At 56.2% G+C, this 19,848-nt stretch carries 19 protein-coding genes and 3 tRNA genes; 13 read left to right on the plus strand and 9 right to left on the minus strand.

The genetic code is table 11. The features are described 5' to 3' along the window. The first annotated feature begins 4 nt into the window (after nt 1-4). Together AC2FLO_RS04735 and AC2FLO_RS04740 are read left to right on the plus strand one after the other, a co-directional pair. Nucleotides 5-274, plus strand: coding sequence for an usg protein (locus AC2FLO_RS04735; RefSeq protein WP_267366492.1), 270 nt, complete (start codon nt 5-7; stop codon nt 272-274). Between the two features lie 100 nt (nt 275-374). Further along, the gene (locus AC2FLO_RS04740) at nt 375-1,034 is read left to right on the plus strand and encodes a lipid-binding SYLF domain-containing protein (protein ID WP_496751597.1); all 660 of its coding nucleotides are present in this window, start codon (nt 375-377) and stop codon (nt 1,032-1,034) included. On the opposite strand, the gene AC2FLO_RS04745 is transcribed toward AC2FLO_RS04740, so the two are convergent. Next, nucleotides 1,035-1,988, minus strand: coding sequence for a radical SAM protein (locus AC2FLO_RS04745; RefSeq protein ID WP_496751599.1), 954 nt, complete (start codon nt 1,986-1,988; stop codon nt 1,035-1,037). Nucleotides 1,989-2,151: 163 nt separating this feature from the next. Between AC2FLO_RS04745 and zwf the strand changes: the two genes are divergently transcribed. The 4 genes from zwf (at nt 2,152) to AC2FLO_RS04765 (ending at nt 7,692) form a co-directional block, all read left to right on the plus strand. Next, nucleotides 2,152-3,606 carry a glucose-6-phosphate dehydrogenase gene (gene zwf / locus AC2FLO_RS04750; protein ID WP_496751601.1) on the plus strand — a complete coding sequence of 485 codons (1,455 nt, stop codon included), beginning with the start codon at nt 2,152-2,154 and terminating at the stop codon, nt 3,604-3,606. Continuing rightward, nucleotides 3,603-4,274: a 6-phosphogluconolactonase gene (gene pgl, locus AC2FLO_RS04755; RefSeq protein WP_480584521.1), complete on the plus strand. Its 672-nt coding sequence runs from the start codon at nt 3,603-3,605 to the stop codon at nt 4,272-4,274. Before zwf ends, pgl begins: the two co-directional genes overlap by 4 nt. Before the next feature lie 4 nt (nt 4,275-4,278). Further along, complete coding sequence (gene pgi, locus AC2FLO_RS04760) at nt 4,279-5,889, plus strand: glucose-6-phosphate isomerase (protein WP_496751603.1); 1,611 nt, start codon at nt 4,279-4,281, stop codon at nt 5,887-5,889. A 183-nt stretch (nt 5,890-6,072) separates the two neighbouring features. Then, nucleotides 6,073-7,692, plus strand: coding sequence for a long-chain-fatty-acid--CoA ligase (locus AC2FLO_RS04765; protein ID WP_496751604.1), 1,620 nt, complete (start codon nt 6,073-6,075; stop codon nt 7,690-7,692). A 22-nt stretch (nt 7,693-7,714) separates the two neighbouring features. Here the strand turns inward: AC2FLO_RS04765 and AC2FLO_RS04770 are convergent. Beyond that, nucleotides 7,715-7,789 (minus strand) — tRNA-Asn (locus AC2FLO_RS04770). A 184-nt stretch (nt 7,790-7,973) separates the two neighbouring features. Here AC2FLO_RS04770 and AC2FLO_RS04775 point away from each other — a divergent pair. Continuing rightward, nucleotides 7,974-8,411 (plus strand): hypothetical protein, encoded by a 438-nt coding sequence (locus AC2FLO_RS04775; protein WP_496751606.1) that lies wholly within the window; start codon nt 7,974-7,976, stop codon nt 8,409-8,411. A gap of 506 nt (nt 8,412-8,917) precedes the next feature. Here the strand turns inward: AC2FLO_RS04775 and AC2FLO_RS04780 are convergent. Both AC2FLO_RS04780 and AC2FLO_RS04785 read right to left on the minus strand, forming a co-directional pair. Next, nucleotides 8,918-8,992 (minus strand) — tRNA-Asn (locus AC2FLO_RS04780). A gap of 76 nt (nt 8,993-9,068) precedes the next feature. Next, a complete protein-coding gene (locus AC2FLO_RS04785; RefSeq protein ID WP_496751608.1) occupies nt 9,069-9,983 on the minus strand; it encodes an MBL fold metallo-hydrolase in 915 nt (304 codons plus the stop codon). Between the two features lie 44 nt (nt 9,984-10,027). On the opposite strand from AC2FLO_RS04785, the gene AC2FLO_RS04790 reads away from it, so the two are divergent. Continuing rightward, nucleotides 10,028-11,347 (plus strand): ATP-binding protein, encoded by a 1,320-nt coding sequence (locus tag AC2FLO_RS04790; protein ID WP_496804167.1) that lies wholly within the window; start codon nt 10,028-10,030, stop codon nt 11,345-11,347. A gap of 272 nt (nt 11,348-11,619) precedes the next feature. Here AC2FLO_RS04790 and AC2FLO_RS04795 read toward each other — a convergent pair. Continuing rightward, nucleotides 11,620-11,696 (minus strand) — tRNA-Ile (locus tag AC2FLO_RS04795). A gap of 107 nt (nt 11,697-11,803) precedes the next feature. On the opposite strand from AC2FLO_RS04795, the gene purM reads away from it, so the two are divergent. The 3 genes from purM to rnd all read left to right on the plus strand — a co-directional run bounded on the left by purM (nt 11,804) and on the right by rnd (nt 14,715). Then, a complete protein-coding gene (gene purM / locus AC2FLO_RS04800; RefSeq protein WP_496751611.1) occupies nt 11,804-12,850 on the plus strand; it encodes a phosphoribosylformylglycinamidine cyclo-ligase in 1,047 nt (348 codons plus the stop codon). Further along, nucleotides 12,847-13,443: a phosphoribosylglycinamide formyltransferase gene (gene purN, locus AC2FLO_RS04805; protein WP_496751612.1), complete on the plus strand. Its 597-nt coding sequence runs from the start codon at nt 12,847-12,849 to the stop codon at nt 13,441-13,443. Before purM ends, purN begins: the two co-directional genes overlap by 4 nt. Before the next feature lie 114 nt (nt 13,444-13,557). Continuing rightward, nucleotides 13,558-14,715, plus strand: coding sequence for a ribonuclease D (rnd, locus tag AC2FLO_RS04810; RefSeq protein WP_480480756.1), 1,158 nt, complete (start codon nt 13,558-13,560; stop codon nt 14,713-14,715). 6 nt (nt 14,716-14,721) lie between these two features. On the opposite strand, the gene AC2FLO_RS04815 is transcribed toward rnd, so the two are convergent. After that, on the minus strand, nt 14,722-15,252 hold the full coding sequence (locus tag AC2FLO_RS04815; protein WP_496751614.1) for a hypothetical protein: 531 nt from the start codon (nt 15,250-15,252) through the stop codon (nt 14,722-14,724). A 138-nt stretch (nt 15,253-15,390) separates the two neighbouring features. Between AC2FLO_RS04815 and AC2FLO_RS04820 the strand changes: the two genes are divergently transcribed. Continuing rightward, complete coding sequence (locus AC2FLO_RS04820) at nt 15,391-15,801, plus strand: SufE family protein (protein WP_496751616.1); 411 nt, start codon at nt 15,391-15,393, stop codon at nt 15,799-15,801. A 2-nt stretch (nt 15,802-15,803) separates the two neighbouring features. Here AC2FLO_RS04820 and AC2FLO_RS04825 read toward each other — a convergent pair whose 3' ends face one another. The 3 genes from AC2FLO_RS04825 to AC2FLO_RS04835 form a co-directional block, all read right to left on the minus strand. After that, on the minus strand, nt 15,804-16,463 hold the full coding sequence (locus tag AC2FLO_RS04825) for a DUF1638 domain-containing protein (RefSeq protein WP_496751618.1): 660 nt from the start codon (nt 16,461-16,463) through the stop codon (nt 15,804-15,806). A gap of 77 nt (nt 16,464-16,540) precedes the next feature. Then, nucleotides 16,541-17,578: a Hint domain-containing protein gene (locus AC2FLO_RS04830; RefSeq protein WP_496751620.1), complete on the minus strand. Its 1,038-nt coding sequence runs from the start codon at nt 17,576-17,578 to the stop codon at nt 16,541-16,543. 145 nt (nt 17,579-17,723) lie between these two features. Continuing rightward, nucleotides 17,724-18,422 (minus strand): corrinoid protein, encoded by a 699-nt coding sequence (locus AC2FLO_RS04835; protein ID WP_209503809.1) that lies wholly within the window; start codon nt 18,420-18,422, stop codon nt 17,724-17,726. 270 nt (nt 18,423-18,692) lie between these two features. Here AC2FLO_RS04835 and AC2FLO_RS04840 point away from each other — a divergent pair, with 270 nt between their 5' ends. Beyond that, the gene (locus AC2FLO_RS04840; RefSeq protein ID WP_496751623.1) at nt 18,693-19,760 is read left to right on the plus strand and encodes a PA0069 family radical SAM protein; all 1,068 of its coding nucleotides are present in this window, start codon (nt 18,693-18,695) and stop codon (nt 19,758-19,760) included. Nucleotides 19,761-19,848: the final 88 nt, after the last annotated feature.

The raw sequence follows: 19,848 nt of genomic DNA on the forward strand, positions 1-19,848 counted from the left end.
CTGAATGAATCCAAGCGAAACCGAATTGATGCTCAAGGGGTACGGGCTGACGACGGCGGAGTTTTTCTATCATATGCCAGACTATATCCACGTCTTGAACACGTTCATCTGGCAGGATTACGACCTTGCGCCGGATCATCCGAAATTGTTCAAATTCATCGACTTCTGGCAGCGCGAAATCGAAGGCCCGCTGCATTCTGTCAAATTCACCCATCGCAAAATGATCGCACCGGGTGAGTGGCGCAACATGGTAGGCGAGTTTCGTGTGAATTGAGCGGTCAGCCAAGTCTGTCGAACATCGTATTATCCGTTCTCATTTGAGGTCAGTCGGGTAAGGTGGCAGCCAATTTGCCTGAGTCGCAGGAAGACATGCTATGACAAGAGCCTTAATACTTGCCGCGCTGTGCGTGAGTAGCCCTGTTTCTGCAGAAGGCGTTCTGGACAAGATCAAGAGAGGCGCCGAATCCGTCGGGAATACCATCGACAAGGGTGCAACAGCGGTTGATAAAACCATTAATTCCACGTCCGAGCTGCTATCAAATGAGGCAACACCGGAAGAAACACGCGCCAAGCTTGACGCAATGGCAGGCGATATTCTGGATCAGTTGATGGCGGAAAACCACGAGGCGCAGTCTCTCTATGATATCAGTGCCGGACATGCGGTTTTCGACTCGCGCAAGATAACAGTATTTCCTGTATCGGCGGGCTATGGTCGGGGCGTCGTGGTGTCCAAAGACACAGGCCAGCATACTTATATGAACATGGGGACTGGCGGCGTAGGGGGTGCAATCGGGATCGGTGGTTTCGAGACCAAATTCGTAATCCTGTTCGAAACTCCGTCAGATCTGGATAAGTTCATCGCCCAAGGATACGACGCTACAGCAGAAACTGGTGCCATGTATGGCGAGGAACGCACAGGCGAGACGCTGCGTTTTACCGAAGGGCGCTCTTTCTTTATACTTAGCAAAAAAGGCTGGCGCGTATCTGCCGGTGCGTCCGGTACGAAGTTTTGGAAATCCCCAGAACTGAACTGATCAGCCAGAACAACTGGCTCCGCCCAGCACGCAGAATTTGGCACAATGGGGGTGGTTCAGGTGAACGTCAGCCTCGGATTCGGCCAGAGAATGACCCATCTCGAATTCCGGCTCGTAGGGCAGCAGCGTGCAGGCCAACACGGCGGGCCGGTCAGCGCCTTTCCGTTTCACCACCATGCGGGCGCTGGCGCACATCAATGCATCGGGTGACTTGTTCAGTATTCCCCAGCAAGCCGTTGTAATCTCGGGTACTTCGACAGTTTCGTCCATCTCGGGGAATAGGACGGTCTGTGCCGGGTTATGCGGGTCAATGTCAAAGCCGTGCTCTGTAAAGAATGCGGCATAACCCGCACGACTTTCCGTGTCAGACTCACCCCAAACGGTGCGCCCGGCGACAGCCATGTTAAAGCCGTGATCGCGCAGCCACTTCATACCCGTCAGGGTTTTTTCAAAGCTCCCCTTGCCGCGTTCAAGGTCGTGCAGTTCTGCGCGGTAATGATCGACGGAAACACGCAGGGTCAGCTTGTCATTGAATTTCCGTTGCAATGCTAGCAGCCCGTCACGCATCTTGCGGCGCATCATCGGGGCCATCGCGTTGGTGAGGATCAGAACTTCGTATCCAAGCTCCAGCGCGGCACGTGTCATGTCGATCATCTCGGGGTTCAGGAAAGGCTCGCCGCCTGTAAAACCGATTTCACGCACCGGCCAATTGCGGGCTTTGATTTGATCCAGGTAGTCACGAACCTCGTCCGCAGTGATATAAACCAGTGCGTCATTGGTCGGGCTGCTGGCGATATAACAGTTTACGCATTCAATATTGCACAGCGTGCCGGTGTTGAACCACAGGGTCTGAGGGTTGGTTAGGGAAACTTTTGCGCGGGTCTGGCCATCGGCTGTCACCCGCTTACGCTGAAACTTGCCGATATTCGCAAGCTGAGGGGCGTTGTCTTTCATTCCCACATCCGGTTCGTTGAAGTCATCAAACTGATCTAGCCCTTTGTCGCGGATTTGGTAAGTCTGGTGCAGAGGTTCTGACAGAGTTTTGATCAACAAGATTTATTGGATTTTGGTTGCGCTAACATTGGACATGCCGGAAGGGTCAGGGTAAGGACAACTCATGGTTTCACGTGTCATCCCTGTTGATCCATTTGATCTGGTTATTTTCGGCGGCACCGGTGATCTGGCGCAGCGTAAGATCCTGCCTGCGCTTTACCGTCGGTATTGTGCAGGTCAGTGGCATGAGGATGCCCGGATTATTGCAGCCGCGCGCGCCGGTCATTCAGCGGATGAATTTCGAAAGATGGTTGCAGCGTCGCTGCAACGGCATGCTTCGGAACGGGCCCGGAATTCGCAAGCCCTGACCCGTTTCCTGCAACGGGTCGACTATGTATCGCTGGATGCCTTGGCGACCGAAGGTTGGAATGTGCTGGGCGAAAAGCTGTCACCGAACCGGGTTCGCGCTTTCTATTTCTCGGTCGGTCCCAGCCTGTTCGGGCCATTGGCCGAGCGGGTTAGGGCGTTTGATCTGGTGACAGAAGAAACCCGTATCGTGGTCGAAAAGCCGTTTGGACATGATTTGGCAAGCGCACGGGACTTGAATGCCACACTGGCCGCGCATTTTAACGAAAATCAAATCTACCGGATCGACCATTATCTGGGCAAGGAAACCGTCCAGAATTTGATGGCGGTCCGGTTTGGCAATATGCTGTTCGAACCGCTGTGGAACAGCCAGTATGTCGACCATATCCAGATAACGGTCTCGGAAACTGTCGGTATCGAAGGGCGCGAAGACTATTATGAACGCGCGGGTGCGATGCGGGACATGGTGCAAAACCACCTGATGCAGCTGCTGTGCCTGATTGCGATGGAACCTCCGGCCAAATTTGATCCTGACGCAGTTCGGGATGAAAAGCTCAAGGTGATCCGGGCACTTGATCCGGTTGAACCGCACCACATCGTGCGGGGGCAGTTTGCGGCCGGATCGGACGGTCCGGGATACCGGGACTGCGTTGGCAATCCGCGATCAACCACCGAAAGCTATGTGGCGTTGAAGGCTCATATCAGCAATTGGCGTTGGGCAGGTACGCCGTTCTACCTGCGCACCGGTAAGCGTCTGGTGGCGCGCTCGTCGGTGATCAACGTGATGTTCAAGGACGCGCCACATTCGATATTTGGGGAAGAGGCGGGGCGCCATGCAAATACGTTGTCGATCCGGTTGCAGCCGAACGAGGGGATCACGCTGAAGGTGACGATCAAGGAACCGGGGCAGGGTGGGATGCGTCTGATCGACGTTCCCTTGGACATGAGCTTTGCCGAAGCCCTGGGCCCCGAAAATCAGGACCCGCCAGATGCGTATGAACGCCTGGTGATGGACGTGATCCGCGGAAATCAGACCCTGTTCATGCGCGGGGATGAGGTTGAGGCCGCGTGGGCCTGGACCGACCCAATAACCGCAGGATGGTTGGCGCGCGGGGATGTGCCCAAGCCTTATGACAGCGGCAGCACGGGGCCGGGCGACGCCGAACTGCTGATGAAACGTGACGGACGCCACTGGCAAGGGATAAAGCCATGAAAATTCAGGAATATGCTGATCGCGAAATGCTTGCCATCGACGTGGCTAACGTGCTGGCGGGCGACCTTGAGGCCGCATTGCTGCACCATGATACCGTTGCAATGTCTGTTCCGGGGGGAACAACTCCGGGCCCCGTTTTTGACAGCCTGTGTGCTGCCGATCTTGAGTGGGATCGCGTGCGTGTGTTGCCCACGGATGAACGCTGTGTGCCAGCGGACCATGAGCGCTCGAACGAGCGTTTGATCCGCGAAAGGTTGCTGACCAACCGGGCCTCTGTGGCGCAATATATTCCGCTTTATGTCCCTGGTTCAGAACCTGAAGCAGCGTTGCCCGAAATCGAGTCACTGATCGCGCCGGTATTGCCATTGTCGGTGTTGGTGCTGGGAATGGGCGAAGACATGCACACGGCCTCGTTGTTTCCGGGGATGGAAGGGCTGGACGAAGCTTTGCGCAGTGATGCCCCTACGTTGATCGTTGCCCGGACCGAAGTGCAGCCAGAGGCACGAATTTCCCTGACCGCTCCGGTCCTGGACGGGGCGCTTTCGAAACATCTGATCATCTATGGTCAGGCAAAACGCGCCGTTCTTGAAAAAGCTATGTCGCTACCGCCGGAAGAGGCACCGATCGCCGCGGTTCTTGGTGGCATGACCGTACATTGGGCGGAGTAAAGCAATGCATCTGGATGCTTTGAAAACACTGGCTCAGACGACAAGTGACCGTCGTATCCTTGACCTGTTTGCAGCAGATGCAAACCGGGCCGAAGGATTTTCAGCCTCAACCGGGGATATGGTTTTCGACTATTCAAAGACACAGATTGATGATGAGGTGCGATCCGCGCTCATTCAATTGTGTGAAGAGGCTGGTCTGGCGTCTCGGCGTGATGCGATGTTTGCGGGTGAGAAGATCAACGAGACCGAAGGCCGCGCGGTGTTGCACACGGCCTTGCGCAACCTTGATGGCGGGCCGGTTGAGGTGGACGGTCAGGACGTCATGCCCGAGGTTCTGGATACGTTGCAACGGATGCGCGTGTTCGCTGAAGAGGTGCGTGGCGGCGCCATCGCAGGGGCGGGGGGCAACTTTACCGATGTGGTCAATATCGGCATCGGCGGTTCAGACCTGGGCCCTGTCATGGCCACGTTGGCGCTGGCACCTTATCACGATGGGCCGCGGGTGCATTACGTCTCGAATGTGGATGGGGCGCATATCGCGGACACGTTGCGGCAGCTTGACCCGACGCGCACGCTGGTCATTGTCGCCTCAAAAACCTTTACCACAATCGAAACGATGACCAATGCGCGCACCGCCCGCGCGTGGATGTCAGAAGGCGGCGGCGATCCGTCGCGCCAATTCGCCGCCGTTTCCAGCGCTCTGGACAAGACGAAGGCCTTCGGTATACCCGAGGCGCATGTATTTGGTTTCGCCGATTGGGTCGGTGGGCGTTATTCGGTTTGGGGGCCGGTCGGCTTGCCGGTCATGATTGCTGTTGGTTCAAACGCATTTGACGCGTTTTTACGCGGCGGGCAGGCGATGGACCTGCACTTCCGCTCGGCTGACTGGGATGAAAACATGCCTGTGATGCTGGCATTGGTTGGCATCTGGCATCGTCAGGTTCTGGGGCATACCAGTCGTGCGGTGCTGCCTTATGATCAGCGGTTATTGCGTCTGCCCGCGTATTTCCAGCAGTTGGAAATGGAATCGAATGGCAAATCCGTGGCGATGGATGGCTCAAACCTCACCATGCCTTCAGGACCTGTCGTCTGGGGTGAGCCGGGCACCAATGGACAACACGCGTTTTACCAGCTGATCCATCAGGGTACGGGTGTCATTCCCTGCGAATTCATGGTTGCGGCCGAGGGGCATGAACCCGAACTGACCCATCACCACCGTCTGCTTTTGGCCAATTGTCTGGCGCAGTCCGAGGCCCTGATGCGTGGCCGTTCGTTCGAAGAAGCGCGCCAACGCATGGCGCAGCAGGGGTATCTGGGGGATGAACTGGACCGGCAGGCCCGGCACCGGGTTTTCCCCGGCAATCGTCCCTCGACAACATTAATTTACCCCAAACTCACACCGTTTGTGTTGGGTCAGATTATTGCGCTTTATGAACACCGGGTGTTTGTCGAAGGCGTGTTGCTGGGCATCAACTCTTTCGACCAGTGGGGGGTTGAGCTGGGCAAGGAACTGGCCAATTCGCTTGGCCCCATCGTGGATGGCGAAGAAAGCGCCGAGGGCAAGGATGGGTCGACCGCAGCATTGGTCGCCTACGCGCTGAAACACCGGGATTAGGCGACGGGATGTATTCCGCTACCGGTGTGGCTTGCATTCTCTTATTGTCAGACAATTAAATGATTGGCAGGGTTCCTTCTAGGAAACGGCTGGACTGACGTGACGGGGAGCACCCCTGCCTGTCAGTGCCAGACGGAACAGGCAGGGGCCAGGCAAGGTCCCGCCCATGACGGGAGGATGTCCATGCTGGGACAGATGATGACGCAGCCTTTGCTGATTTCGTCGCTGATTGATCACGCACAGCGCTACCACGGTCAGACCGAGATCATCTCGGTCGAAACGGATGGATCAGTGACAGAAACCAATTGGTCCGAGATAGCCGTGAACGCCCGGCGTTTGGCGTCGGCCCTGACGCGGCTGGGTCTGGAGCCGCAGGACAGGGTCGGGACGCTGGCCTGGAACAATCGTCGGCATCTGGAGATCTATTATGCCACCTCGGGTGCGGGATATGTCTGTCACACGGTCAATCCGAGGCTTTTTCCTGAACAACTGACGTATATCATCAACCATGCTCAGGATCGGGTGTTGTTCTTTGATGCAACCTTCGTCCCGCTGGTTGCCGCCTTGCACGGTGCGCTGACGGATGTTCGCCATTTTGTTCTGATGGGCCCCCGCAATGATGACGTCGCTGCACAGATACCCGACCTGAAGATTTATGATGAGCTGATCGAAACCGGTGACGCGGCCTTTGATTGGCCTGAACTGGATGAAAACACCGCGTCAGGGCTGTGTTACACGTCGGGTACAACCGGCCATCCCAAAGGGGTTCTTTATTCCCACAGATCGACGGTCCTGCACAGTTTCGCGTCGAATACGCGCGACGTGATCGGCTTTTCGGCGATGGATGTCGTGATGCCCGTCGTTCCTATGTTCCACGTTAATGCATGGGGCTCGCCTTATGCCTGCGCCATGTCCGGATCGCGACTGGTTTTACCCGGCCCGGATTTGCATGGCGAGGCGCTGGTCAATCTGATCGACACCTATGGCGTGACGCTGGCCATGGGGGTGCCAACCATCTGGCAGGGACTGTTGGCGCATGCGGCCAAATGCGGGACGAGATTGAAAAGCCTCAAACGGACCGTGATTGGAGGTGCCGCTTGCCCACCTTCGATGATGGAAACTTTCCGGAATAAATATGACGTAGATACGGTACATGCGTGGGGAATGAGCGAGATGAGCCCACTTGGTACGGCCAACTACCCATTGGCCAAACATCTGGTGCTGCCGCTTGAAGAACAACACCTTATCCGTCTGAGTCAGGGTCGGCCACCGTTTGGGGTTGAACTGAAAATCGTGGATGATGACGGCAAAGATCTGCCACATGACGGTGAAACGCAGGGCGATCTGATGGTGCGGGGGCATTGGGTACTGGACAGCTATTTCCTGATGCAGGATCAGGATCTGTTGCAAGACGGTTGGTTCGCCACAGGCGATGTCGCAACGCTGGACGCCGATGGTTACATGACCATCCGGGATCGATCCAAGGACATCATCAAGTCCGGAGGGGAGTGGATCAGCTCGGTCGAACTTGAAAATATCGCTGTTGCGCATCCGAAACTGGCAACTGCCGCCGTGGTCGGTGTTCCGCATCCGAAATGGGACGAACGCCCCTTGCTAGTTGCAGTAAGGGCCGATGGCGAGAATCCAAGCGAAAAGGAACTTCTGGCCTTTTTCGAAGGGAAAATTGCCAAATGGCAGATTCCGGACAAGGTTGTTTTTGTTGACGCGCTGCCGCTGAACGCAACCGGAAAGGTGCTGAAACGCAACCTGCGTGCAGATTTCAAGGATGCCCTTGGGGGATGAGACGCGATTTAGCGGGCTGAATTGGCTCCGGCGGTAGGGATCGAACCTACGACCAATTGATTAACAGTCAACTGCTCTACCGCTGAGCTACGCCGGAACGGTCCGCGTCATATAACAACCGGAGTTTCCAGCGTCCAGAGGGAGTGCAGCATTCTTGACGAATATTTTCCCAGCCCGAAATCTGAGAACCAAGCTGTTCCTTGGGTCATTGCTGTTTTCTTGATGCTTGTGCGGTAAGCTGTATATCCCGGCACACCTGTAGCCAATATGTAGGGGTGCCATTGTGGAGGATTCTTGGCCGGGTAATCAAGTCGTTGCTATTGATTTCGCTGTCATGTGATGAGAATTTTGTAGCGGAAGATTGTGCAGGTTCAGAAACCACGGCGAATTGCAACGTCAGGCATCAAAAGCGAAAAGACCCGGAGATCGAATTGAATACGGCAAGCCTTGAAAAACCTGTTTTAACCATGCCGGAAGATGCGCAGAGCGTCCTGCGAAAGCACTATGATGCAGCCTCTGTAATTCTTGAATATGGCTCGGGCGGTTCGACTGTGGTCGCTGGGGAGATGGAAGCAAAAACTGTTTTCAGTGTCGAAAGTGATCGAGGCTGGGCTCGCATGATGCGGCGTTGGTTTCGTGAGAATCTTCCTAGTACAGGGACTGAGGTCAATATTTCATGGGTCGATGTCGGTGAAACCAAGAAGTGGGTTTTCCGGTAAATCGGGACAAATCGGCGCGCTATCCCAGATACCCCCTGTCAATCTGGCAGAGCAACGGATTCAAGCACCCGGATGTGGTTCTTGTTGACGGTAGGTTTCGTGTGGGTTGTGCTTTGGCAACGGCCTTCAATTTAACCCGACCAGTGACCTTGTTGATCGACGACTACGGAGATCGCCCACGGCTACAAGCGGCGGAAGAGTTTCTGCCCAAGCCTGAGCTTGTTGGTCGAATGGCGATATTCGAGATAGAGCCAATGCAGATTCCCGTCGATTGCTTGATTCGTGTCATTCGATTGTTAACGCTCCCTTAGGGACGTGTTAAATTCGGTTTGTTCCTTAAAGGGTCCGAGAGGCAAGCACTGGACCAACTTAACGCTTAGTTGAGATGTGCATAAAACTGGATTTGAACCTTGGCCATGTGAGCGATTGGCACGTTATTTCCATCAAACCGGAAAATTCAAGATCGCGATTTGGGAAAAGCCAAATATCTGGTTTTCAGATACATTTGGCTCCGGCGGTAGGGATCGAACCTACGACCAATTGATTAACAGTCAACTGCTCTACCGCTGAGCTACGCCGGAACTGAGGGGCGTATAGCAACCCGGAATCCCGGCGTCCAGAGGTTAAGCACGCGAACTTTGAAAATTTTTTGCGGCTTCATAGTTCTCTGCGAAAAACCGCCGTGGCAGATAGTTCGCCGAGCGATGACACCTGTTTTTTTCCCGTCAGATCAACGAGGTGGGCAAAAACGTTCCGCTCTGCTGCTGGCAGCAGGGTCGCGGGTGTGTCGGTGTAGATACGCTCGGCCAATTGCCGCGCCGTTCCGTCTGCATCCTCCAAGGCAGTCAGAATCTGGACTTCTCGGTTTTGCCTGTGTCGGATCAGCCAGTCCAATCGCGCAGCGGGTTCTGTGATCGGTGCACCGTGGCCCGCATGAAAAACTGACCAGTCGCGCGCGCGCAGGCGGTGGCAGGCCATCATGAAATCAGTCAGGTCTCCGTCCGGTGGCGACACCAGCGAACTGGCCCATCCCATCACATGGTCGGCGGTGAAACAGGTATCCTGCCATGCCAGGGCAATGTGGTTTCCCAGATGCCCCGGAGTGTGAATAACCTCAAGCTGCCAGTCATCGCCAAAGATGACCTCACCATCCGCAATCTCGATATCCGGACGAAACGCGGTGTCGATGCCTTCGCCACCTCCGGCCAATCCACGCGCTGCAAGGGTCGCCATAACAGCGCTGCGACCGGATTCGGGACCACCAAACGCATAGATCGCAGCTCCCGTTCGCGCGGCAAGGGGTGCTGCCAAGGGTGAGTGATCCAGATGTGTGTGCGTGACGACTATGTGGCTGATTCTCTGGCCAGGTCGCAGTTCACTCAGGATCGCGTTCAAATGCTCTTCGCTTGCGGGGCCGGGATCAATGACGGCAATGTCACGATCGCCCAGCAGATAGGTGTTGGTGCCGCGATAGGTCATCGGTGACGGGTTGGGGGCCAGAATGCGCCGAAGACCCGGTTGCAATTCTGTCGCAACACCAGCGGGTGGATTGAATTCGTCAGGTGCCTGCATTCTGTGCTCTTTCTCTTGTCCGGGCAGCCCGCTAGGTTTAGCGCATGTCCACGCACTGGCTCAAACCCTATATGCCACGCAGCCTTTATGCCCGAGCAGCGCTGATTCTGGTTCTTCCTGTGATCGCGTTGCTGCTGGTTGTAGGAGTCGCCTTTCTTCAAAAGCACCTGGAAGACGTCACTGACCAGATGACGCGCGCAGCCTCAAGGGAAGTGATGCTGATCACCACCATGATGGACAGGGCCGAGACGCAGCACCAGGCCTTGGCCGAAGTGCGCCCGGATCTTCTGGCGCTGGAAATGCAGGCCAGATTTCTGCCCCCCAACGAAACTCCCAAATTAGATCGCCCACGGTGGTACGACTTCATAGCACCGCAGGTCGAGGCCGAGCTTCGTGCAAGGTTGCCGGAGCTGAGTGCTGTTGCGTTGCCAAGCAGCCGCGAAGCGCGTTTGTACCTGGATACGCATCTAGGGGTGCTGGAACTGACCTTCGACCGGCGCAGATTGTCGCCAGCGGCGCCGCATCAGTTGATCGTGACGATGCTGTTTTTCGCGATCATCATGACTTCGATTTCATTTCTGTACATGCGAAACCAGTTGCGCCCCATCACACGGCTGGCCGATGCGGCGCAGGCGTTTGGACGAGGGCGGAGCGTACCGTACTCGCCGGGCGGTGCCATCGAAGTACGCGCGGCGGGGAATGCGTTTCTGGATATGCGATCACGGATCGAACGTCAGATCGAACAACGGACGCTGATGTTGTCCGGCGTCAGTCATGACCTGCGCACGCCTCTGACGCGCCTGAAACTTGGACTGGCAATGTTACCCGAGGATGAGGCACGACCTTTGCTACAGGACGTTGCGGAAATGCAGTCCTTGGTTGATGCATTCCTCGAGTTCTCACGCGGGGCGTCCGAAGGATCGCCCGAGGAAATCAATCCGGCTGAGTTTGTTCGACAGATTGTAGATGACGCGACACGAGCCGGGCATCAAGCCGAACTGGTCGCTGTCGAGGGGCAGGGAACGGCAATGCTGCGCCCCATGGCTGTTCGTCGGGCCGTTGAAAACCTCATCGGCAATGCCGTGCGCTACGGCAGCCGGGCCGAGGTCAGCCTGTCACTGAACACCAAATCATTGCGCATCCGTGTTGAAGATGATGGCCCTGGAATTCCCGCAGAGCAGCGCACAGAGGCGGTCAAACCCTTTACGCGGCTCGACCCAGCGCGCAATCAGAATCATGGTAGTGGCGTGGGTTTGGGGTTGGCGATCGTGGCGGACGTTGCGCGCGCCCATGGTGGCACTCTGAGACTGGCCAAAAGTGAACGCTTGGGTGGTTTGTGCGCCGATATCATAATTGGCCGGTAAACTGACACCTTCACCGGTTCAAAGCCGCGCCAACATGACGATACTCTGAGCCGAGGCGCTGGATTTCTCGCGAAGTGATTTCGGAGGTTTTACCGCAAGACCTGTCATCCCATGGCGATTAAATCGAAACTGGAAATCTGCGAACTGGACCAATGCCTTTGAATTCGAACTGCATATGGACTGGTTGCACAGGTCAGGATGAATGCTTGTTTTCAAAAACGCAAACAAAACCAGTGGGATGTGCGGGGTGTTCAAGGCACGTGGCGGTGATTTGGTAGGCCCGGAGGGACTCGAACCCCCAACCAAAGCGTTATGAGCGCTCTGCTCTAACCAATTGAGCTACAGGCCCGCCTAGGCGCATTGCGTATCACGGTGAACAGCCGCGTCAAGCCTGACCGTTGCAACAAACGCCACAATCGAATAACCCGCCCGCAAAGCATTCAAAAGGAACTGGCCATGACAGCGGGCAAGAACGGAATCACCTATGCCGATGCAGGCGTGGATATTGACGCGGGCAATGCTCTGGTTGACCGGATCAAGCCCGCAGCAAAGCGAACCAACCGCCCCGGCGTGATGAGCGGTCTGGGCGGTTTCGGCGCACTGTTCGACCTGAAGGCTGCCGGGTATCAGGATCCCATTCTGGTTGGTGCCACGGACGGGGTTGGCACAAAACTGCGAATTGCGATCGATACCGGCGTCGTGGGCGGGGTCGGCATCGATCTGGTGGCCATGTGTGTCAATGACCTGATCTGTCAGGGGGCCGAGCCCCTGTTTTTTCTCGACTATTTCGCGACAGGCAAGCTGGACACGGATACAGCCGCGCGGATCATTGAAGGAATTGCCGAAGGGTGTGCGCAATCCGGCTGTGCTCTGATTGGTGGCGAAACTGCCGAGATGCCCGGCATGTACCCTGATGGCGATTTCGATCTGGCCGGCTTTTCCGTCGGGGCAATGGAACGCGGCGCTGACCTGCCTTCCGGAGTGCAGGCGGGGGACGTGCTGCTTGGTCTGGCCTCGAACGGAGTGCATTCCAACGGGTATTCACTGGTACGTAAACTCGTCGAACTGTCTGGTCTGGGCTGGGATGCACCGTGCCCCTTTGGTGAAGGTTCGCTGGGCGAGGTGCTGCTTACGCCAACGCGCCTTTATGTCAAACCGGCCCTGTCCGCGATCCGCGATGGTGGAGTTCACGCACTGGCCCATATCACCGGTGGCGGTCTGACCGAGAACCTGCCGCGCGTATTGCCGGAAGGGTTGGGGGGCCAGATTGATCTGGACAGCTGGCAATTGCCGTCTGTTTTCAGCTGGATGGCGCAGATTGGCGGTATCGCGGAAGCTGAGATGCTCAAGACCTTCAACTGTGGCATCGGTCTGATCATGGTGTGCGATCCAGATAAGGCCGATCAGCTTTCGACCTTGCTGGCCGAGGCTGGCGAGACCGTGTCGCGGATCGGTACGGTCACCGAAACGCCCGGAGTTGCCTATTCAGGCAAACTGCTGTGAACCACAAGCGCGTCGCGATCCTGATTTCTGGGGGCGGGTCCAACATGGTGTCGCTTGTCGACAGCATGACCGGTGATCATCCGGCGCGGCCCTGTTTGGTCCTGTCCAACGATGCGCAGGCGGGTGGGCTGAAAAAAGCTGCGGACCGTGGCATTCCGACCGCAGTGGTCGATCACCGGCCATTCAACGGCAATCGCGCAGCCTTTGAGGCTGAGTTGCTAAAGCCTTTGGAAGACGCGCGGCCGGAAATTGTCTGTCTGGCCGGGTTCATGCGGGTCCTGACCGCGGATTTCGTAACGCGCTTTCAGGGACGAATGTTGAACATCCACCCCTCATTGCTGCCCAAATACAAGGGGTTACATACCCACGCCCGCGCAATTGAAGCGGGTGATGCGAAACATGGCTGCTCGGTCCATGAGGTGACGGCGGCGCTGGATGATGGCCCAATTCTGGGTCAGGCACTGGTGGATATCGAACCAGCGGATACCCCGGAAACTCTGGCTTCAAAAGTTCTGATCCGGGAACATGAACTTTATCCAGCGGTGCTGCGCCGCTTTGCCGAAGGCAACAGGTCACCCGTTCTCATGCAGTGAGGTTCCGAGGGTGATTTACACTCGCCTGAAAATCGTCCTATGGTCGACGGTATCGCTTGGGGGCGAGGGAAATTACGGGCACTCACAAGAGCAAGAGCAAAACTAGTACGGCGCATGAAAACTCTGACGACGACGCAAGAACTGGCTGATTTCTGCAAGGCGGCCGCAAGCTATCCATATATCACAGTCGATACCGAGTTTCTGCGCGAGCGGACCTATTATTCGAAACTGTGCCTCGTGCAACTGGCGCTTCCCTCTGATGATGAAGACAGCGCGGTTCTGGTTGATCCGCTGGTTGATGGCCTGTCTCTCGAACCGCTGTATGAGCTTTTCCGAAACGAGAACGTGGTCAAGGTGTTCCACGCCGCGCGTCAGGATCTTGAGATTTTCTGGGTCGAGGCCGGTGTTTTTCCCAACCCGTTGTTCGACACACAGGTCGCCGCAATGGTCTGCGGGTTTGGCGAGCAGGTCGGCTATGAGACGCTGGTGCGGAAAATCTGCAAACAGGGCGTCGACAAGACGTCGCGGTTCACCGATTGGTCCCGTCGTCCTTTGACGGAGGCGCAGAAAACATATGCATTGGCGGATGTGACGCATCTTCGCAAGATCTACGAATATCTTGCTGCGGAACTCAAAAAGACGATGCGCAGCCACTGGGTGGCTGAAGAGCTGCGTACGCTGACGCAGCCTGCCACGTATGACATTCGCCCCGAAGAGGCGTGGAAGCGGGTCAAAACGCGAACCAACTCGGCCAAGTTCCTGGCTGTTGTACGCGAGCTGGCGCAGTTCCGCGAAAGGTATGCGCAGGAACATAATGTACCGCGCAACCGGGTCTTCAAGGATGACGCCTTGATCGAACTGGCGTCGACCAAGCCCAAGACAATCGCCGATCTCGGTGGATCGCGCCTTTTGTTGCGCGAGGCGCGAAAAGGACCGATTGCCGAAGGTATTCTTGCTGCGGTGACGAAGGGCACAAATTGTCCACAGGAAAATCTGCCGAAGATCGACAATTCCCGTGACAACCTGAAGGTCAACCCGGCTTTGGCCGACTTGCTTCGGGTTCTGTTGAAATCCAAAACCGAAAGTTCGGGCGTTGCGGCCAAGCTGATCGCAACAAGTTCCGAGTTGGACCAGATTGCCGCGGGCGAGCGAGAATTGCCCGCGATGTCAGGTTGGCGTTACGAAGTCTTTGGTGAAGACGCGCTGAAACTGTGCGAGGGGAAAATCGCGCTGGCGGCCAAAGGGCAGGCGGTCAAGGTCGTCTCACTTTAACGGCGATTACCGCCGCCGCGATTCCAAGGTGTTCTGTTGCCCGACGACGCGGATCAGGCGAATGCCTTCAAGATCCTGAGTCGAAACATTTACGGCATCCGACACCATTCTTGTTCGTTCAGATCCTTGCGGGGTCTCTGAGTTGGGGTAGTTCACGCGGAATACAAATTCCAGAATCCCTTTTTCTTTGTTTTCTTCTGATTTAACCGAAACCAAGCGTGCGTTATAGGCACCCTGCCGAAGCGCGGTGCCAGAGGAATAAATGATCGCGCCTGACGGTATTGGTTCGATCCGCAGCTCATCGATTTTGGCGATTGGAACACTGGTGTCTTCGGCATCTGGGCGCGAAAACAGGCCGCTTCCCTCTCTTGTCTTGGGAACCAACGCATCGGGGGCATTTGGGTCCGGCGGTGTTTCAGACTTCACAGACTTGCTGGAGCCAAACCAGTTTGACGGATTCACCCGCGAGTCGCGCCAGCTGCCGCAGGCAGTCAGGGTCAGCATGGCGATGATAAGAACGGACAGAGACTTTTGCATGGACCCACTGCTTTTCACACGAATTCAGACAATGGGTTAGCGTATATTCTTCGCGTTGAAAAGCCACAGCTGGGGCTGGACAGCAGGGGGTCGTCGGCTTAGGTCACATTGTGATTTTAACGAAAGGATCACTGCGCCATGGCCACGCCCGCCTTTGAAGACATTGTCGAGGATTTCGAGTTTCTCGAAGACTGGGAAGACCGGTATCGCCATGTCATCGAACAGGGCAAGGCGATGGAGCCTTTGGATGACGCGTTGAAGGTTCCAGCGACGAAGGTTCACGGCTGCGCCAGTCAGGTCTGGCTGCACCCGATGATCGAAGCAGGTGTGTTCAAGTTTGATGGTGACAGTGACGCGCTGATCGTTCGCGGGCTGATCGCCGTGCTTCGGTCCCTATACAACGGTCTGCCGGTGTCCGAGGTGCAGCAGGTCGATGCGGCAGCGGAACTGGCCCGATTGGGCTTGAACGACCATCTTTCAGCGCAGCGGTCCAATGGACTGCGGGCCATGATCGAACGCATCCGCCAGGTCGCGCAGGAAAACGCCTGAGGTCACTCGGGGCGGTTTGCCCAGTCTGACAAAGTGGTTTCCAGATCGCCGTAGCCGGTGAAACGCCGTTCGAACGCCAATCCCATGCGATCCGCGCATTCCCGTGCGCGTTCGGTCAGTTTCGGATCGTCGATCTGGGCCTGATAAATCAGTTTGGTGTAATTGCCGAAATACATGTCCCGCAGTTCCGGGTGGCGATCCAGGCCCAGTGGTTTCCAGACAAATGCGTCGAACTGGCGGGCCAGAAAGTCAGTAAGGTAGAAGGCAGTTGTTTCGTCCTCGCCGCGTTCCTGAAAGGCCTGATTGCCTTCGAAGAACGAATAGCAATGAGGGCCTTTTACCAGCTCGACACCCAGTTTATCGCAGGCGGATTGCAGCAGACCTCCGGTTCCGCAATCGGCGTAAACCACATAGATTTTTTCGAACCTGCCGCGGTGTTTGGCCACGCTGTCTTCAACTGCTTGTGTGATCCGTTCCGGGTGAACATGCAGGATTGCAGGCAGGCAGGTCAGCGCCATGTGATCCCAGCCGTTGCGCGTTTTGATATCCAGAATTTCGCGAGCAAGCGCCCCGCAGGCGATCAGCAGGATGCTTGCGTTTTCCACGCCGTCATAACCTTTGGTCGTCAGGCTTGCATCATCTGGTAACGTATCGCTTGGCATGGATCGGCATCCTTATGGGCTCATGGCACAAGAGAATGAAAACAGCTTGCAGGCAAGCCTTCTTCCGACATCTCTTGTCAGGCTGCCGACGTTCGTGTTTCGAATGCCGATAACAGAGGCCGAGCGGGTGGGCCGTAGGCGACAGTACCTTGCTTTGATATCTCGGGGAACAAGGACAGGATCTCTTGTTGGGCTGACTGTTCAAGGGCGTTCCAGCTTTGGGCGCCGGGATGAAAGCTCTCGCTCAGGCAGCCTTCCGACCAGAGCAGCTCATGCTGATCAAACAGAATGTGAATGTAGGTTACGACCCCGCCGGGTTTGAGGATGATGTCATGTCCGTTGATCAGGTGTTTGGCGGGGGCCAGTGCTTCGTTTTGGCCGGTATGCAGTTCCAGGCGCCAGCTCTGGATCAGCATCCTGTGTTGTTGCGACACCAGCAGATCGCGGGTGTTCCCAAGCGCGCCTGCCTTGAACAGGACCGGCGCGAACGCGCCAACCGCCTGAACCCGCCGCTGCCCGACCCAGCGCACCGTTTGAAACCCGTGATCAAGGGTTTCCACCCAGGCGCCGGGGCGCAGCGTTTCCACTGGGCGTTCCCCTTTGCGGGTTCTGATCAGCGTGCCAGAGGTAAAGCAGGGGACCAGGTCCCAGTCTTCACGGCTGGACACCATGCCTGAATATCGATTGCCAGCAAGGCTGTTGAAGGTGATCGAATGTATAGGCCCCGCTTCCAGAGCGGCTTGATCTGCATTGGCCGAGAACTCAGGCACCAAATATGTGTTGCCATCCACATCCTGCGCGACAACGGCAGTAATGTTTGCACTTGTGCCGTCGAAATAAGTGACGGTGGCGTGGTACACTGATGTGCCATCAAAGGTTTGCGGCGCGCCGCCGTCGATCGAAAACCGATCATTGGCAGACATGTTGTTCATGTCATAGGCAGAGCCGGAGTTTCCAACCACGTTCCACGTCACGCTGTTATGCGCCAACGGCGCGTCCGCGTGACCGAAGGTTTGCCCAACCAGGGCAGAGGCGTTTTCGGCGACATTATTGCCCTCGGCGATATCGATATCGGCAAGTTTGCCCAACGAAATGGCTGTGAAAGACTGCGGCACGGAACCCCCGAAACTTGGACGTTTCGGTTTTTAACCGCACTTTCGTTTACAAACGGATAAACGATACACCTCATGAAGGGGCGGAGCGCTAAAACGAAAAAGACCGCCCGAAACGGGCGGCCTTTTAAGAAAAACCTTAAAGGTCTTAGCCAGCCAGTTGGTTGTGCTTGCGGCCCACGAAATCCTTGGCGGTTTCCACTGCAACCGCAGCGTCACGGCAGTAGGCGTCTGCACCGATGGCTTTACCGAACTCTTCGTTCAGCGGCGCGCCACCGACCAGAACAATGTAATCGTCGCGCACGCCCTGTTCGACCAGAGTGTCGATAACGACTTTCATGTAGGGCATCGTGGTGGTCAGCAGGGCGGACATACCCAAAATGTCTGGCTGTTCCGTTTCCAGTGCTTCCAGGTAATTCTCGACCGGGTTGTTGATTCCCAGATCGACAACTTCGAATCCTGCACCTTCCATCATCATCGACACAAGGTTCTTGCCGATATCGTGGATGTCACCCTTCACGGTGCCGATGACCATCTTGCCAACACGCGGAGCACCGGTTTCGGCCAGCAGCGGCTTGAGGATCGACATGCCGCCTTTCATCGCGTTGGCTGCCAGCAGAACCTCGGGAACGAACAGAATGCCGTCGCGGAAGTCATGGCCCACAATGGTCATGCCGCCAACCAGAGCTTTGGTCAGGATGTCATACGGCGTCCATCCGCGTTCCAGCAGGATATTGGTGCCTTCTTCGATCTCTTCTTTCAATCCGTCATAGAGATCGTCGAACATCTGATCGACCAGTTCGTCATCATTCAGTTCGGACAGGACGATATCTTCTTCGTCGGACATGGGGTATTCCCTGTGCTGGGCGGGCCATCGGCCCGTGGTGGCATTTTTTCCGTTTTGGCCAAAACGTCGCATTCTGACTGTGACGATTGCGACGTTGGTCGTTTCGGGACCGACCTATATGCCAAAAATGGCACCGGCTCGATTGAAAAGTCTGCAATATTATCCTGTTTATTTTTCATCAATGCTTCCCGGTTTCTTCGCGGTGCTGGCTTGCACAGGATTCGTTTCAGGCTTATCGTGCGATAGGAACAAAAAGGGAACACAAGTGCGTTGAGCATTGGGCATATCATCAAAGCAAGGGAGGTGACGTCCAATACGACCGGGCGGTTTGAACGGTTTGCAACACAAGCTGTTGATGACGGGTGGGACATCGATGAAGAGTTGCCGCCCTTGCGAACCGAGACGCGGGATGAGGTGGCGCGCAGTGCTATCACCTTTAACCGTTCACCTGATTTGCCTTTTGATCGTTCGATCAACCCATATCGGGGGTGTGAGCATGGCTGTGTCTATTGTTTCGCCCGGCCAAGCCACGCCTATCTTGGCTTGTCCGCAGGATTGGATTTCGAAACCCGCCTTATTGCGCGCCCTAACATGAGAGTTGTTCTGCGCAAGGAACTGTCGGCGAAGTCCTACAAGGTCGCCACGCTCGCGATCGGGACAAACACTGACCCTTACCAGCCCATCGAAAAAAACCTCCTGATTACAAGGTCGTGCCTTGAGGTCTTGCAAGAATTCAACCACCCGGTCGCAATCGTGACCAAAGGAACATTGATCGAGCGTGATCTGGATATTCTGGCTGACATGGCTAGCCGGGGATTGGCGCGGGTTGGTATATCTCTCACCACGCTGGATGCAGGTCTGTCCCGGCGGATGGAGCCTCGCGCACCGTCTCCGGCGCGTCGGTTGCAGACGATCAAAGCGTTGATCGATGCGGGCGTTCCGGTTCGCGTAATGACCTCGCCTATTGTGCCTGGGCTGACAGATCATGAGTTGGAGAGCCTGTTGGACGCTGGAAAAGAGGCGGGCGCAGATGCGGCAAGCTGGATCATGTTGCGATTGCCCCGCGAAGTCACTCAGCTTTGGCAGGACTGGCTGGCAGAACACGAACCCGCCCGTGCAGAAAAGGTCATGTCCAAGCTGCGTGAAATGCATGGCGGGCGCGACTATGATCCACGCTGGGGGCACAGGATGCGGGGTGAGGGGGAATACGCCGAGCTCATCGCCCTGAGGTTTGCTAAAACCTGCAAAAGACTGGGGCTTTCGATCAAATCCGCTCCGTTACGATGCGACCGGTTTGCAGTTCCGCCGCAACCCGGGGATCAAATGAGCTTGTTCTGAAACCAAACGCCGAACCGTCCGCTGCTTCAGTAACGAAAGCAAAAGACCCCGGTTTAACCGGGGCCTTCTGGATTGATTGCGAACTCAA

The organism is Ruegeria sp. TASC047, from assembly GCF_059612445.1.

Coding starts and splice junctions, on each gene's coding strand:
- AC2FLO_RS04735 (WP_267366492.1), top strand. CDS start 5: ATGAATCCAAGCGAAACCGAATTGATGCTCAAGGGGTACGGGCTGACG.
- AC2FLO_RS04740 (WP_496751597.1), top strand. CDS start 375: ATGACAAGAGCCTTAATACTTGCCGCGCTGTGCGTGAGTAGCCCTGTT.
- AC2FLO_RS04745 (WP_496751599.1), bottom strand. CDS start 1,988: ATGAAAGACAACGCCCCTCAGCTTGCGAATATCGGCAAGTTTCAGCGT.
- zwf (WP_496751601.1), top strand. CDS start 2,152: ATGGTTTCACGTGTCATCCCTGTTGATCCATTTGATCTGGTTATTTTC.
- pgl (WP_480584521.1), top strand. CDS start 3,603: ATGAAAATTCAGGAATATGCTGATCGCGAAATGCTTGCCATCGACGTG.
- pgi (WP_496751603.1), top strand. CDS start 4,279: ATGCATCTGGATGCTTTGAAAACACTGGCTCAGACGACAAGTGACCGT.
- AC2FLO_RS04765 (WP_496751604.1), top strand. CDS start 6,073: ATGCTGGGACAGATGATGACGCAGCCTTTGCTGATTTCGTCGCTGATT.
- AC2FLO_RS04785 (WP_496751608.1), bottom strand. CDS start 9,983: ATGCAGGCACCTGACGAATTCAATCCACCCGCTGGTGTTGCGACAGAA.
- AC2FLO_RS04790 (WP_496804167.1), top strand. CDS start 10,028: ATGTCCACGCACTGGCTCAAACCCTATATGCCACGCAGCCTTTATGCC.
- purM (WP_496751611.1), top strand. CDS start 11,804: ATGACAGCGGGCAAGAACGGAATCACCTATGCCGATGCAGGCGTGGAT.
- rnd (WP_480480756.1), top strand. CDS start 13,558: ATGAAAACTCTGACGACGACGCAAGAACTGGCTGATTTCTGCAAGGCG.
- AC2FLO_RS04815 (WP_496751614.1), bottom strand. CDS start 15,252: ATGCAAAAGTCTCTGTCCGTTCTTATCATCGCCATGCTGACCCTGACT.
- AC2FLO_RS04820 (WP_496751616.1), top strand. CDS start 15,391: ATGGCCACGCCCGCCTTTGAAGACATTGTCGAGGATTTCGAGTTTCTC.
- AC2FLO_RS04825 (WP_496751618.1), bottom strand. CDS start 16,463: ATGCCAAGCGATACGTTACCAGATGATGCAAGCCTGACGACCAAAGGT.
- AC2FLO_RS04835 (WP_209503809.1), bottom strand. CDS start 18,422: ATGTCCGACGAAGAAGATATCGTCCTGTCCGAACTGAATGATGACGAA.